Raw genomic sequence first — 13,820 nt, 5'->3', positions numbered from 1 at the left:
GGTGCGGTGACCGCGAGGCCGCATCGCGCCGGGCAAACCGCATTGCGGCCGGCGTCGCCGCTTGACACTCGGCGAAGCGGACGCCAACGCTCTGCGCATGTTCGACCTGCGTCCCGTCGTCTATGTCATCGGCTGGCTCGTCGCCGCACTCGGCGCAACGATGCTCATCCCGATGCTGGTGGATCTCTACTTCGGAAGGCCCGACTGGGCCGTGTTCCTTCAATCCGCCGTCATCACGGTGACGCTTGGCGCTGCCATGTCCATCGCCTCGGCCAATGGCGTCAGCGCAGGGCTGTCGGTTCAGCAGACCTTCTTTCTCACGACGCTGGTCTGGGTGGCCCTCCCGGCCTTTGGTGCCTTGCCCTTCATCTTCTCGGAAATCGGCGCGCGACCCGTGGACGCCATGTTCGAGGCGATGTCGGGCATGACCACGACCGGCTCGACGGTATTTTCAGGCCTGGACGCCATGCCGGAGGGCATTCTCCTGTGGCGGTCGATGCTGCAATGGTTCGGGGGCATCGGGATCATCGTCGTCGCCATGGTGTTCCTGCCGGAACTTCGCGTCGGCGGGATGCAGATTTTCCGCTCGGAAGCCTTCGAGACGATGGGGAAAGTGCTGCCGCGCGCCGCCGAAATCGCGGGTCAGATCAGCTGGATCTATGTTGCGCTGACCGTCCTGAACATGCTCGCCTATCTCGCCGTGGGCATGACGCCCTTCGACGCGGTCAACCACGCGCTGACCACTATGTCGACAGGGGGCTTCTCCACCCATGACGCGAGCTTCGGCGTCTATCAGGGTGCCCCGGAATATGTCGCGTCGATCTTCATGATCCTCGCCTCGCTGCCCTTCGTGCGCTATATCCAGATCGTCGCCGGCACCGCGAAGCCCATTTTCCGGGACAGCCAGATCCGGGCCTATGTCGCGACCATCTTCACCCTCGCGATCGTCATGACGCTCTACCGCCTGATCGGCAACGGCGACCATTTCGAGCACGGCTTCCGGGAAGGCGTCTTCAACGTCACCTCGATCATTTCCGGCACGGGTTATGCCAGCGTCGACTACCAGCTCTGGGGCACCTTCCCGGTGGTGGCCTTCTTCTTCATCGGCCTTATCGGGGGCTGCGCCGGATCGACCGCCTGCTCGGTCAAGATCTTCCGCTACCAGATCCTCATCGCTGCGATCAAAACCCGCATCCAGCAAATCTCGGCCCCCCACGGCGTCTTTACCCCCCGGTTCGAGGGCCGACCCATTCCCGAGGCGGTCCTGTCGTCGGTGATGGCCTTCTTCGTGATGTTCGTCGTCTCCTTGGGCATCCTCGCCGTGCTCCTGTCGATGACCGGGCTCGACATGGTCACATCGCTGTCGGGTGCGGCCACCGCCATCGCGAACATCGGGCCGGGGCTTGGCGATACCATCGGACCAGCGGGCAATTTCGCGCCGCTCAACGACACCGCGAAGTGGCTCCTGACCGCGGCGATGCTGGTCGGGCGGCTCGAGCTTCTGTCGGTCTACGTCATCTTCACGTTGCGTTTCTGGAGGGCCTGATGACACAGGACGATACCGACGCCCGCGCTGCGGCCCTGCTTCACCTCGGGGTCGATGCGCTGTCCAAAGGGGCAGCGCGCACGCTGGCTTCGACATTGACCTCTACCTTTCACCTGCCCGGTGACCCGGTCGGCGTTCCCGGTTACGGACGGATGAATAACCCGACCTGGGAAGCGACCGAAGAGGCGCTCGCACTTCTCGAGGACGCCCCGACGCGGCTGTTCCCTTCGGGGATGGCCGCCGTTGCCGCCGCGCTCTTTGCGGTCCTGAAATCCGGCGACCGGCTGCTCCTGCCGTCGGACGGATATTACACGACGCGGCTTCTGGCCGAGGATTTCTTGGCACCCTTCGGTGTGACCGTGGAGACGCGTCCCACGGCACAGTTCGCCGATGGCGGGTTCGAGGGCTTCGCGCTTGTCTTCATCGAGACCCCGTCGAACCCGGGCCTCGATGTGATCGACCTGGCCGCGACTTGCGCGGCGATCCGCGCGGCAGGCGGGATCTCGGTGGTCGACAACACGACCATGACCGCGCTCGGCCAACGTCCGCTCGATCTGGGGGCGGATATCGTGGTTGCCTCGGACACCAAGGCGCCGGGCGGGCATTCCGACATTCTCATGGGGCATGTGTCGTCCCGGAATGACGCGCTTCTGGAGCGCATGGCCCTGTGGCGCAAGCTCTCCGGGCCCATTCCCGGCCCGCATGAGGCCTGGCTTCTGCACCGGTCGCTGGAAACGCTCGAGGTCCGTTTCGAGCGCATGTGCCGGTCCGCGCATATGATCGCGGAGCGGCTGGCGCAGCATCCGCGCGTGTCGGGGATACGCTATCCGGGACTGGGCAGCGATCCCGGCTATGCGGTCGCGAGACGGCAGATGACCACCGGGGGCTTCCTCATCGGGTTCGAGCTGGAGTCCGAGGAGGCGGCGGAGGCCTTTGTGGCCTCCTGTCCGCTGATCGACCCCACGACATCCTTCGGGGGCACCCACAGCTCGGCGGAACGCAGGGCGCGTTGGGGGGATGCGGTCGCGCCCGGTTTCCTGCGCCTGTCCATCGGGGTCGAACCTGTCGAGGCGCTCTGGGCGGCCATCGACGCCGCGCTCGCGACCTGAACGAAAACGCCCGGACCAATGGCCCGGGCGTTTTGTTTCATCGGCTCAAGGGGCCTATTCCCAGCAGGACACCAGCACGGCCATATCCGCGGCTTTCACGGCGAGCGCATGGGGTGCCATATCGCCTGAGGTGTCCTGAGCGGCGGGTTCCACGCCGTTTTCCCCAAGGAAGGCAGTCAGCGCCCCGGCCTTGACGGCGAAGGAGACCTCGGGCGGATAGGTCCGGTTGTCACCAGCCATCGCTTTCAGCATCCCGATGACCGCGCCGCCATTGGTGAGGATCGGACCGCCCGTGTCCCCATCCTGCGACACGAGGTCGAGACGGTAGACATTGTCCTCGCCTTCGAGCCCCTTCACATCGGCAAGCTGGCCAAAGGTCAGCGTGGCCGAGGACAGGCGCCCGCCAAAGGAATAGCCGGCCACGGCGACGTCGGACTTGAGCCGCGCATCGGTGGTCAGGAACGCCGCACTCGCCGCCGGGGCCAGCGCCTGTTCCGGTTTCACAAGCGCTATTCCAAGCCCTTCGTCACTTGCGACGACGGAGGCAGGATAGCTTTCGTCCAGCGTGATCTGCTCGCAGCCGGCAACGGCGGCGGTCGAGGTCAGCACGGTGCCCGTGCCATCCACGTAGAACCCCGTCATCGCACGGTCGGCGCGACGCACCTCCAGCCCGGAGACGAGGTCGACGCTCTGCATCGCTTCATCGAGGCCGGCGTTGTCGTCAAGAACGGTCGTGCCGGTCGACGCGAAGCTCGATTTCATCGCGTCCATCGCCATCGTGAGCAGACGCTCGTCGCCGGACTTCGGCCAGATGAGCATGTAGCCTTTCACCGCCCCGTCCACGACTGTCGCATAGGTGTAGGACAGGATGTTGCGGTCCTCGCCGTTGATCGTGAAATCATTGCTGCCGCGATTGCGCTCGCCCGTCGGCGGCACGACTTCGAGCGACTGGAGAATGTCGTAGAGCCCGTAGAGCGTGGACTGGCCGCCGGATTGGGAAATCAGGACCACGCGAACGCCTTCGTCGCCGGTGTAATGGGCGAAGGGGGCTTCGTAGCGGTCGAAGCTGACCATGGCGGTTGGCATGACGATCTCGATCCCCGCGTCCCGGTCGGTCACGGAGGCGAGGCCGAGGCTGTCGAGCGTCGCCTGATAGTCGCCTTGCAACCGGGCGCGTTGCCGGGTGGTCAGCACGCCTGTGGCCTCATAGCCCTTGGCTTCCTGCCAAGCCGCCATCGAGGCGCGGGTGCCCGGGCCGAACGCGCCGTCGATGCCCGCGTTGTAGAACCCCTCCCACTGCAGCGCGACCTGAAGCGCCTTGCGTTGGTCGGCGTCGAGCAGGCCCTCGGAGCGCAGGGCTTCTTGCCGGGTTTCCTCGGGTTCCGGTTCCGGTTCCGGCGCCACCTCAGGTTCGACGGCCGCGACCTCGGCAGTCTCGGTGGTGTCAGGGGGCAATTCCTGCGCCAGGTCTTCGGCGACGTCCTCCGCCACGGTCTCGGCCAGCGTTTCAGGCGGGGTAACTTCGCCCGTGGGCGCGGTCAGCGCATTCGCGCCAACCGGCCAGAACTGCTGGCTATAGGCCGCGCCGTCCGTGATGTAGCTGTCACGCGGGATCGACCCGGTGCCGAGCAGTTCCAGAAGCCTGGCCGACGCGGCCTCTTCCGTAAACGGCCCGACCGCCGTGGCATACCAGCCAGATGCGCCGAGCCGGAACCCGGCGACGTCCTGAATGTCGGCCGCATAGCGCCGCGAGGCCTCTTCGGCGGCGTTCAAGGTGGCGTTGGCCTCCACTTGAACCCAAAACGACTGTGCTGCCGCCAAACCTGCCCAGAAAATCCCGGCCAATACGGCCGCGCCCGAAATGATGCGCTTCATATCCCTCTCAGCCCTTGGGGCCCCTTATTCAACTGTCGGGTCAGTAACCATGACGGGATTCGAGACGTCAATATCCACAGGGGGAAATGGGACCGGTTCTGGCGCATCTGTGACCCGGAGGGTTCTCAGCGCAATTGACCCTTTTTCCTTCGCGTCCTATGGAGACGCCGATCTCATCCGGAGGCTCCAATGTCGCAGGCACCCGTCACCGCACCCAAGTCGTTCCAGGAAATCATCCTGCGGCTCCAGACCTATTGGGCCAACAAGGGCTGCGCGGTGCTGCAACCCTATGACATGGAAGTGGGCGCAGGGACCTTTCACCCGGCCACCACCCTGCGCGCGCTTGGGACGAACGCCTGGGCGGCGGCTTACGTTCAGCCGTCGCGCCGCCCGACTGACGGGCGCTATGGCGAGAACCCGAACCGGCTTCAGCACTACTACCAGTATCAGGTGCTCATCAAACCCTCGCCGCCGGACCTGCAGGCGCTCTACCTCGGCTCGCTCGAGGCGATCGGGATCGACATGGCCGTGCATGACATCCGTTTTGTCGAGGACGACTGGGAAAGCCCGACGCTGGGCGCCTGGGGCCTTGGCTGGGAGGTCTGGTGCGACGGGATGGAAGTGTCCCAGTTCACCTATTTCCAACAGGTCGGCGGGCATGACTGTCGCCCGGTATCGGGCGAGCTGACCTATGGCCTCGAGCGCCTTGCCATGTATGTGCTGGGCATCGACCACGTCATGGACATGCCGTTCAACGATCCGTCTTCGCCCATTCCACTGACCTATGGCGACATCTTCCGCCAGACCGAGGAAGAGTATTCGCGTCACAACTTCGACGTGGCGAACACCGAAAAGCTGCTCCGGCATTTCGAGGATGCCGAGGCCGAGTGTCAGAACCTCCTCGCGCAGGAGGCCGTGGATCCGAAGACCGGCAAGCGGATCGTCATGGCGCATCCGGCCTATGACCAGGCGATCAAGGCGTCGCATATCTTCAACCTTCTGGACGCGCGCGGCGTCATCTCGGTCACCGAGCGGCAGACCTATATCGGGCGTGTGAGGACGCTGGCCAAGGCCTGTGCCGATGCATTCGTCACGACCGAGGCGGGCGGCTGGACCCCGGAGAACGCGGCGTGAACGGCAAGGTCGTCGGGAGTTTCGTGGTGATCGCAACGCTCATCTTCGGTGCCGTGCTCTACTACGTGCAGGAATATTACTATTACGACACGGTCGCCGCCGAGGAGGTGACGCTGACCCTCGTCAACGTCGCCACCGGCGAGACGGAGGAGATCGTCGCCAACGACGTCGAGGCAATCGACGGCTCGTCCTCGCCGATACGGTTCCGGGCCTGCTTCCAGGCGGGGATGTCGGATGCCGCGATGTCGGAAACCTATCAGGAATACCCCGGTGCGACCCCGCTCAACGCCCCTGGCTGGTTCGATTGCTTCAACGCGCAGGACATCGGCGCGGCGCTCGAGGCGGGCGAGGCGATGGCCTTCCTGTCGGAGAAGGAAATCCACGATGGCGTCGACCGGGTGATCGCGGTTTTCCCGGACGGGCGGGCCTATGCCTGGAACCAGCTCAACGAGAAATACAACGACGAAGGGTCGGAGCCGATCCAGTAAGGGAACCTTCGACGGTCCTCGCGGCTTTGACTTCCATTGGCTGATGGAGGTCCCATGTCGCTCTCGGACAGTTTTTCCCGTGCTCCCGGTTGGGTCGTGCCGCTCATGCGCTTCGGCTATACCGCCCGCGGGCTGACTTATTTCATCCTCGGAGGTCTCACCTTTCTCGCCGCCTGGACCGGCGGTCAGGCCGAAGGCACCTCGTCCGCGCTGGGCGACCTGCGCGGCACATCGTGGGGCGTGCCGATGCTCTGGGTGATCGCGCTCGGGCTCGCCTCCTACGCCATCTGGCGCTTCGTTGCCGCCTGGTACGACCTCGAACTCCACGGCGCGGGGTTCAAGGGCTGGGTCGCGCGGATCGGTTTGACCGTGACGGGTGTCATCCATGCCGTGCTGGCCGTCTCCGTCGCGCGTCAGGCCATCGGGTCGGGCGAAGAAGGCGACGGGGTGCAGAGCTTCACCTCCATGCTCATGGCGCAAGACCCATGGGGACCGACCGTCGTCGTGATCGCCGGGCTGATCACAATCGGCGCCGGGATCTACTACGCCGTCAAGGCCATGTCCGAGCGCTACAAGCGCTACCTGTCCGAGACGCCGACCTCGCGTCGGCTGGACCCGGCGGTGAAGGTCGGGCTCGTCGCCCATGGCGCGGTGATCGTGCTGATCGGTATCTTCCTGACCTATGCCGGCTTCACCACAGACCCGTCGCAGGCGGGCGGCATGGGCCAAGCGTTCGAGGCCGTGCGCGGCGTGATCTTCGGACGCTTCCTCCTCATGGCGCTTGGGCTCGGTCTCGTGGCCTTCGCCGTCTACTGCGTGATCGAGGCCGTTTACCGCATCGTTCCGCGCTGTGGCACCGCCTCCACTCAGACGCTCGCCGGGGGTTACATGTCGGTCTGGGATCGCCGGATCGGGCGGCTCACCTGACCCGCGCCTCTGGACCATCAGCCTAGGCCACGGTATGCCCGCGTCAAACGCCGCTTTGGCACAAGACGCGAGACTGACATGGCCGACCTGCTGATCGAACTTTTCTCGGAAGAGATTCCCGCCCGCATGCAGCGGCAGGCGGCGGAGGACCTGAAGAAGCTCGTGACCAATGGTCTGGTCGAGGCAGGTCTGACCTATGGCGGGGCGCAAGCGTTCTCTACACCGCGCCGCCTGACGCTGGCCTTGGGCGATCTGCCGGCGATGTCGCCCGACACGCGTGAGGAACGCAAAGGTCCGCGCACCGACGCGCCGGAGAAGGCGCTCGAAGGGTTCCTGCGCTCAACGGGCCTGACCAAGGACCAACTCGAGGTGCGCGACGAGAAGAAGGGCCAAGTCTATTTCGCCGTGATCGCCAAGCCCGGCCGTCCGGCGGCCGAGATCGTGGCCGAGGTGCTGGAGAACGCGATCCGCAATTTCCCCTGGCCGAAGTCGATGCGCTGGGGATCGGGCAGCCTGCGCTGGGTGCGGCCGCTTCATTCGATCATCTGCTTGATCGTGAAAGAGGACGGGGCCGAGGTCGTGCCGATGGACATCGACGGGATCAAGGCCGGTGACACCACGCGGGGGCATCGGTTCATGGCGCCGGATGCGTTCCGAGTTTCCTCCTTCGCCGACTACGAAGCCAAGCTGAAACGCGCCTTCGTGATCCTTAGCCCCGAAGATCGGGCCGAGACGATCTGGCACGACGCGGGGCAGGCGGCGTTCGCGACCGGGTTCGAGGTGGTAGAGGATCGCGGGCTGCTGGCCGAGGTCGCGGGGTTGGTGGAATGGCCTGTCGTGCTCATGGGCGACATTGGTGCGGACTTCATCGACCTGCCGCCCGAGGTGCTGCAGACCTCGATGAAAGAGCACCAGAAGTTTTTCTCGGTGAAGAACCCCAAGACCGGGCGGATCGAGAAATTCGTGACCGTGGCCAACCGGGAAACCACGGACCACGGCGCGACGATCCTTCAGGGCAACCAGAAGGTGCTGGCCGCGCGGCTGTCGGATGCGAAGTTCTTCTGGGACAACGACCTGCGCACGGTGGAGCGGCAGGGGATGGACGCTTGGCTCGGCAAGCTCGAGAGCGTGACCTTCCACGCCAAGCTCGGGTCGCAGGCCGAGTTGATCGACCGCATGGCCGCGCTGGCCGGGCAGATCGCGCCGCTGGTCGGGGCCGATGAAGACGACGCCGTGCAGGCGGCCAAGGTGGCGAAAGCTGATCTGGCATCGGAAATGGTCTACGAGTTCCCCGAATTGCAGGGGATCATGGGGCGTTATTACGCGAAAAATGCTGGTCTGAGCGATGCCGTCGCGGACGCTTGCCGCGACCATTACTCGCCGCTCGGGCCCTCCGACGACGTGCCCACCGCGCCCGTGTCGGTGGCCGTGTCGCTCGCTGAAAAGCTCGACAAGCTGACGGGCTTCTGGGCGATCGACGAGAAACCCACGGGATCCAAGGACCCCTATGCGCTGCGTCGTGCCGCGCTGGGGGTGATCCGGCTCATTCTGACCAACGACATTCGGGTATCCATAGACAAGCTCGTTGATGCGCAAATTCTTCGGCATCAGCTCACGGCCAAGGACGAGGCCGCCAAGGGCACGCTTCATGGGCTCTTGACGTCGGTCGTCCAGCACGGCGTGTTCAGCGCGCCGACCCGTGAATTGCTTGACCGTCTCGACGGGCCGACCGACTGGCTGTCGGGGCTGATCTCGCACGATCCCGCTCTGTCCGACGACCTGCGCGGGTTCTTCCACGACCGGCTAAAGGTTCACCTTCGCGAGGAGGGTATTCCACACGACGTGATCGACGCCGTGCTTGCAATGGAGGGCAACTGCGACTTCGTGCTCGTCGTCTCCCGCGCCCGCGCGCTGGCCGCGTTCCTCGCGACCGACGATGGCACCAACCTCGTCCAGGGCTTCAAACGCGCCAACAACATCCTGACGCAAGCCGAGAAGGCCGATGGGGTGGAGTATTCCTTCGGCGCGGACATCAAGTTCGCCGAAGCTGACGAGGAAAAGGCGCTCTTTGCCGCCCTGAACGAAGCGCAATCCACCATCGCGCCGGCGATGCAGTCCGAGGATTTCGCGGCCGCGATGGGCGCGATGGCCAAACTCCGCGCACCCATCGACGCCTTTTTCGAGGCCGTTCAGATCAACACAGACAACCAGATCGTGCGGCGCAACCGTCTCAATCTCTTGGCCAAAATCCGTGATACCTGTATCTCGGTTGCCGATTTGACCCGTCTTGAAGGATAATACGTAAAATTACGTAGTCCTCATGGCTTCCTTGTCAGAGCGCTTCTGAGCGCTATGTTGAGGCAAAGGAGAAATGCTGCAGTGCAGAATATGGTGACACCTGCTGGCTTCACAGAGATCACGCCGACCTCGGCGATTGATGTGGATCGCCATGGCGGGCGCGCCAAGTGCCTGCAACGCCTGATCCGGCTCGAAATGCCGGTGCCGCGCACCGTGGCGCTCGATTTCAACACGGTTCACGACATTTCACTCGGGCAACTGCCTGATATCGAACGGATGTTGTCGGTCTTCGGACCCGATCCGCTGTTGTCGGTGCGGCCGTCCTCGCTCGATCCCGATTGGGGCGGCCCGTCCGCGATCCTGAACATCGGGATGAACGATGCGGCGCGGGACCGGTTGACCGAAAGCCACGGGGAAGATGCGGCCAACGCGCTCTACCTGCGATTCATCCGGGCCTACGGCGTCCATGTGTCGCGACTCGATCCCGACGAGTTCGACCTGACCGCCACACCAGATGCCGAAGCGGTCAATGCGGCGCTCGCCCATTTTCACGAAGAGACCGACGAACCTTTCCCGCAAGACATCGCGACCCAGCTTTCCGAAGTGCTGCGCGCCATGGCCCGCGCCTGGGAGGGCACGACCGCGCGTCTCCTGCGTGAAGCGCGCGGTGCGCCGACCGATGCGGGGCTGGGCCTCGTGGTGCAGGAAATGGCTCTGGGCGTGGGCAAGGGGCTGTCCGGCTCCGGTGTGATCCAGTTCGTTTCCGGCGCGACCGGCGAGCGGGAAATCCGCGGACGCTATCTGTGCAAGTCGCAGGGGCGCGATGCGCTTGGCGCCAATGTCGACGACAACGTCATGTATCTCTCGCGCGACGACCGGGGCCGGTCCATCGAAGAGGTGCTGCCCGACTGTTATGCCGATCTCATTCGCTACGGCGACCTGACGCGCAACCGCCTGCGCGAGGAAATGCAGATCGAATTCACCATCGAGAACTCGCGTCTTCATATCCTCGATGCCGTGCGCGTGCCGCGCAGTCCGCGTGCCAACCTGATCATCGCGGTGGCACTGGCCCGCGACGCCATCATTTCCGAGGAAGAGGCTGTCGTGCGTGTGCCGCCCCGGTCGCTGACGGAAATGCTGCACAGCCAGGTCGATCCCGAGGGGCCGCGTGATGTGCTGGTGTCAGGCATCGCGGCCTCACCGGGCGGGGCCACCGGCAAGATCGTGTTCTCCTCCCGCGCCGCGCAGGCGCTCGCGGCAAAGGACGAGGCCTGTATCCTTGTGCGTCGTGAAACCACTCCGGAAGACATTCGCGGCATGCATGCCGCCAAGGGCGTGCTGACCGAACGCGGCGGGATCACCAGCCATGCTGCCGTGATCGCGCGCGGGCTCGGACTGCCTTGCGTGGTTGGTGCAAACGACATGAAGCTCGACGGCAAAGCCAAGACCCTCGTCATGCGCGATGGACGGATCTTGCGTGAGGGCGATGTCATCACCATCGACGGCGCCAAGGGCGAGGCGCTCTTTGGCGCGGTGCCAATGCTGGAGCCTGATCTCGGAGACGAGTTCCAGGCGCTGCTCGCCTGGGCGGACCGGGCCCGCGACATCGGCGTGCGGGCCAATGCCGACACGCCCGCCGACGCCCAGAAGGCGCGCATGTTCGCCGCCGAGGGGATCGGGCTGTGCCGCACCGAGCATATGTTCTTCGAACGCGACCGGCTTCTGGCCATGCGCGAGATGATCTTTGCCGACAAATCCGAAGACCGCCGCGCGGCGCTCGACCGGATCCTGCCCATGCAGCGGGCCGACTTTGCCGAGCTCTTCCGCATCATGCAGGGCCAGCCGGTGACCATCCGGCTTTTCGACCCGCCGCTTCATGAATTCCTGCCGCAGGGCCACGAGGGCATGGCGGAGCTGGCCGAGGCGCTGGACCTGAACGTCACCGCCGTGACTCGTCGGGTGGAGGCGCTGTCCGAGTTCAACCCGATGCTGGGGATGCGCGGCGTTCGGCTTGGGATCACGGTGCCCGAGATTTACGACATGCAGGCCCGCGCCATTTTCGAAGCGACGCTGGACGCGTCCGAGACCGGCGGCAAACCCGTGGTGCCAGAGGTGATGATCCCCCTTGTTTCCGCCAAGCGCGAGGTCGAGATCGTGAAGGCCCGGATCGACGCCGTGGCTGCGGCGGTCAAGGCCGAGCGCGGACGCGAGTTTGACTATCGGCTGGGCGTCATGGTCGAAACCCCGCGCGCGGCGCTTCGGGCGGGCGAGATTGCGCAACACGCGGCCTTCCTGTCTTTCGGGACCAACGACCTCACACAGATGACCTATGGACTGTCGCGCGACGATGCGGGGCGGTTCATGGGGCGTTACGTGCAGCAGGGCGTCTATGCCGAAGACCCGTTCCACATGCTCGACGTGGAAGGGGTGGGCGAGTTGCTCGACATCGGGGCCGAACGGGGCCGGCGCGCGAACCCGGACGTGGTTCTGGGCATTTGCGGCGAGCATGGCGGTAACCCGGAAAGCATCGCCTTCTGCCGGGACGCCGGATTTGACTATGTCTCCTGCTCGCCGTTCCGGGTGCCCGTGGCACGGCTCGCCGCTGCGCATCTGGCCATCGCGTCGCGCGGGAACGGCCGTCCGAGGGTCACGCGATGAGCTATATCTTGGGGCGGTTTTTCGTTTCGAGTCAGCATATTGTCAACGGACCTTCGCGTAATCACTAAAGCTTTACCGATCTCCTCAACTGGCCTATGACCGCGCTGAACGGCAACGTCCTTTGGGGGTCTCTTGATCAAGAACGGGATATGCGCGGCCCTTCTGGCCCTCGTCACGGTCGTGCCCGCACGGGCCGAGGCCGTTCTGGACGCCGCCAGTGCCTTCGCGGCGCTCGCGTCGACGGAACGGGCCGCATTTGGTGCCATGGCCCCCGGTCGTCTGGCCGAGCTCTCGAGCCCCGCACCCCGGACGTCGCTCTTTTCACGTCGCGCGCCTGCCGAACCCGAGATGCCGACCGAGGTCTGGATTGCCAAGCAACCGGCGGCGACCGGCGGGGCCGAGTGGCGCTGTCTCACCCAAGCGCTCTATTTCGAAGCGCGCGGCGAGGGTTTCGAAGGCGTGGTCGGTGTGGCCGAGGTGATCTTGAACCGCGTCGAAAGCCCGCGTTTTCCGGATTCCGTCTGCGCGGTCGTGAATCAGGGCACCGGTCAGCAGAATGCCTGCCAGTTCTCTTTCGCCTGCGACGGGCGGCCGGAGCATGTGTCGGAAACGCGGACCTATGAACATCTGGGCAAGATCGCGCGCGCCATGATCGACGGTGCGCCGCGCATGTTCACCGGTGGCGCGACCTATTTCCACACGACCGGTGTGAACCCGCGTTGGGCGTTGACGCTCGACCAGACCACGCAGATCGGCGATCACAAGTTCTACCGCTGAACCCGGTTTCGCCTTTCCATTCTCCGGTGCCTGTTGCAGTCTCCGCGCCCGTGAGTCCCGCCCCGTTCGCTCCGCAAGGACAGCCCATGACCTCTGACACTCGCCTCGCCTTCGACCACCCCGAGGCCCGCGCTGCCGCCGATGGTCAGCCGTCCCAGCCGCTCGACCGGATTTCCCTGCGCGATCACATCACCACCGCTGAAATCGGCGCCTTCCAGCAGGAACGCGGCACCACCCAGCGGCTTCGGTTCAATGTGGTGGTCGAGGTGACGCCGCCTGCCGCGCCGCTTGACGACGACGTGGACAAGATCCTCTCCTACGACACGATCACCGAGGCCATCGAGCACGAGCTTGCCGCCGAACGCCTGAACCTTCTGGAAACGCTCTCCGAGCGCGTGGCCGACCGGATTCTCTGGTCGCCCCAGGCGGAGCGCGTCTTCGTGCGGATCGAAAAGCTCGACCGTGGCCCCGGCGCCTTGGGAGTCGAGATCGCCCGCACGCGCGGGCAGGAGGCCCCGGCGCAGGGCGTGGACGAAGACATGCCGCACCCAGTCGTCGTGCATCTGTCGAACACGGCCATAGCCGCGCCCGAACTGATCGCACTTCTCGATGCGCTGGAGCGGGGGAACGCGCCGGCGATCCTGTGCGTGGGCCATCCCGACGCCGCCATGCCGCGCGCCACGCGGGAGATGCCGCAACGGCGCATCGACCTCCTGTCGCTCGAGATGAACGCCTGGATCCTGGCCGCGCGGGACCGCCGCTGCGTCGTCGTGGGCACAAGGACCGAACTCGAGTGGGCCATGAAACATGGTCAGATCTGTGTCTGGGCCCCCTCCAAGATCGTGCTCGACGCGGTCGATGGGGCCGAGGCCGACCCACGCCATCCGCTCGCCTTGACCGCATGGTTCGCACGCCTCATGCAGGCAGAGGAGATCCTGTCCGTTGGCGGCGATGTGGCCGCCTCCGACATTCCCGCCCGAGTGCTCTCGATTGGTGAGGCGCCCTGAC

At 65.2% G+C, this 13,820-nt stretch carries 10 protein-coding genes; 9 read left to right on the top strand and 1 reads right to left on the bottom strand.

What is annotated here, in order from left to right; all coding sequences use genetic code 11:
• Positions 1-97: 97 nt before the first annotated feature.
• The gene (locus KJP29_RS17470) at positions 98-1,546 is read left to right on the top strand and encodes a TrkH family potassium uptake protein (protein WP_218465005.1); all 1,449 of its coding nucleotides are present in this window, start codon (positions 98-100) and stop codon (positions 1,544-1,546) included.
• On the top strand, positions 1,546-2,655 hold the full coding sequence (locus tag KJP29_RS17465) for a cystathionine gamma-lyase (protein WP_218464781.1): 1,110 nt from the start codon (positions 1,546-1,548) through the stop codon (positions 2,653-2,655). Before KJP29_RS17470 ends, KJP29_RS17465 begins: the two co-directional genes overlap by 1 nt.
• 54 nt (positions 2,656-2,709) lie before the next feature.
• Here KJP29_RS17465 and KJP29_RS17460 read toward each other — a convergent pair whose 3' ends face one another.
• A complete protein-coding gene (locus tag KJP29_RS17460; RefSeq protein WP_218464780.1) occupies positions 2,710-4,530 on the bottom strand; it encodes a serine protease in 1,821 nt (606 codons plus the stop codon).
• A gap of 189 nt (positions 4,531-4,719) precedes the next feature.
• Here KJP29_RS17460 and KJP29_RS17455 point away from each other — a divergent pair, with 189 nt between their 5' ends.
• The 7 genes from KJP29_RS17455 (at position 4,720) to KJP29_RS17425 (ending at position 13,819) form a co-directional block, all read left to right on the top strand.
• Entirely contained in the window at positions 4,720-5,664 is a 945-nt protein-coding gene (locus tag KJP29_RS17455) for a glycine--tRNA ligase subunit alpha (RefSeq protein WP_218464779.1), read from the top strand.
• Positions 5,661-6,152: a DUF6446 family protein gene (locus tag KJP29_RS17450; protein ID WP_218464778.1), complete on the top strand. Its 492-nt coding sequence runs from the start codon at positions 5,661-5,663 to the stop codon at positions 6,150-6,152. Before KJP29_RS17455 ends, KJP29_RS17450 begins: the two co-directional genes overlap by 4 nt.
• A 54-nt stretch (positions 6,153-6,206) precedes the next feature.
• A complete protein-coding gene (locus KJP29_RS17445) occupies positions 6,207-7,079 on the top strand; it encodes a DUF1206 domain-containing protein (protein WP_218464777.1) in 873 nt (290 codons plus the stop codon).
• Positions 7,080-7,157: 78 nt separating this feature from the next.
• Positions 7,158-9,377, top strand: coding sequence for a glycine--tRNA ligase subunit beta (gene glyS, locus KJP29_RS17440; RefSeq protein ID WP_218464776.1), 2,220 nt, complete (start codon positions 7,158-7,160; stop codon positions 9,375-9,377).
• 90 nt (positions 9,378-9,467) lie between these two features.
• Complete coding sequence (locus KJP29_RS17435) at positions 9,468-12,035, top strand: putative PEP-binding protein (protein ID WP_218464775.1); 2,568 nt, start codon at positions 9,468-9,470, stop codon at positions 12,033-12,035.
• Between the two features lie 132 nt (positions 12,036-12,167).
• On the top strand, positions 12,168-12,812 hold the full coding sequence (locus KJP29_RS17430; protein ID WP_255553652.1) for a cell wall hydrolase: 645 nt from the start codon (positions 12,168-12,170) through the stop codon (positions 12,810-12,812).
• 86 nt (positions 12,813-12,898) lie between these two features.
• Positions 12,899-13,819 carry a dihydroneopterin aldolase gene (locus KJP29_RS17425; RefSeq protein WP_218464774.1) on the top strand — a complete coding sequence of 307 codons (921 nt, stop codon included), beginning with the start codon at positions 12,899-12,901 and terminating at the stop codon, positions 13,817-13,819.
• The last annotated feature ends 1 nt before the right edge of the window (position 13,820 follow it).

The sequence above is a fragment of the Maritimibacter sp. DP1N21-5 genome (assembly GCF_019218295.1).
In the GTDB taxonomy this organism is placed as follows: domain Bacteria; phylum Pseudomonadota; class Alphaproteobacteria; order Rhodobacterales; family Rhodobacteraceae; genus Maritimibacter.
The sequence above is the reverse complement of the archived record's forward strand: the minus strand, read 5'-3'. Positions and strand labels throughout refer to the sequence as shown.